This window comes from Bradyrhizobium genomosp. I (2014) (assembly GCF_000261685.1).
Taxonomy (GTDB): domain Bacteria; phylum Pseudomonadota; class Alphaproteobacteria; order Rhizobiales; family Xanthobacteraceae; genus Bradyrhizobium.
The window spans coordinates 1-1,306 of record NZ_AJQE01000482.1; the positions used below are offsets into that span (position 1 = coordinate 1).

General features: G+C 61.5%; 1 protein-coding gene. It reads left to right on the forward strand.

Going from position 1 to position 1,306, the window contains the following annotated elements; all coding sequences use genetic code 11:
- On the forward strand, positions 1-820 hold an 820-nt coding region (locus IC50_RS38140; protein WP_035716821.1), incomplete at its 5' end, for an IS110 family transposase.
- Positions 821-1,306: the final 486 nt, after the last annotated feature.

The window sequence follows — 1,306 nt, forward strand, 5'->3', positions numbered from 1 at the left end:
ATCACCGCGCCTCTCCTCGACTCTACTGCAGCGAGGGAAATCCGACGCTGCGGACGCCGAGGCGATTTGCGAGGCGGCAAGCCGGCCAAAACTGCGCAAGAACTTCGTGCCGGTCAAAAGTCCTGAGCAGCAGGGCACGCAGATGCTGACGCGCGTGCGGGCTCAGTTCATCAGTAGGCGCACCCAGCTCGCCAATTCGATCCGCGGCTACGCCGCTGAGTTCGGCTTTACCGCGCCCAAGGGGCTTTCGCGGCTTCCGCAATTGCTGATCGATATCAAGGCTGATGCGACGGTCCCGCACCTGGCGATAGACTTGATAGAGGCGTTGGCTGCAGAACTGGCGCGCGTCGATGATCAGGTCGTTACGCTCGATAAGAAGCTCACGCAAATCCATCGGAGCAACGAGATGAGCCGAAGACTGGCAACCATTCCAGGAATTGGGCCAATCGGTGCGACGCTGCTGTCAATCAAGGTCGTGGATGCCCGCGGGTTCAAATCGGCAAGAAACTTTGCTGCTTGGCTTGGCCTGACGCCAAAAAATCATTCCACGGCCGGCAAGAATCGACTCGGTGTCATCACGCGCGCCGGTGATGGCATGTTGCGAACCGTCTTGGTAGCTGGCGCGACAGCCGTGATCGCGGATGTGCGACGACGCGGGAGCCGCTCTTGGCCCTGGCTGACAGACATCATCACGCGCAAGCCGCCGAAGCTGGTGGCGATAGCGTTAGCAAACAAGCTGGCGCGGATAGCTTGGAAGCTGATGGTTACCGGCGAGCGGTACCGGGCTGCGAGCGCGGTGCCGATCCCATCGCCGACATAGACTTTGAACGACAAGCAGAGCTTTGCGTCAGACGGCTAGATCTGACGCTGAGGCCGGAACTTGCAGGAAAGGACGAGGTGGTACGTTCGGCGCGAGCCGGTCATGTGAGACACTCCGCTCGGTTTACCGGCAGCAAATGCCGCTCTCGTGTTTGGAACTCACCGTCCGCGAAGCCCATCTTGGCCAAGGATCGTAAGATCCGAAAATAGGCCGGACATATGAGCGCAAGCGATCCGAATATGCTGACCGATCCAATCCTTGCAAGTCGGGGGCCGTCCACATATGGACCGAGCTGCCTTGCGTCTCGGCCGCCGTGCGGCGTCGATCCCTCGCGCTAGGAGATGCGGAGCTCCCCGCCGGGGGCACTCGGGAAAGGGGCTCGCCTCTCGGCGATCGCTATCACTGCCCCGTTCCCGGGTGCCGCTATTGAACCGGTCTCGTCGCTGCACTCGGACCCGCGTGCCCCTTCGGGTCGCTATGCTCACG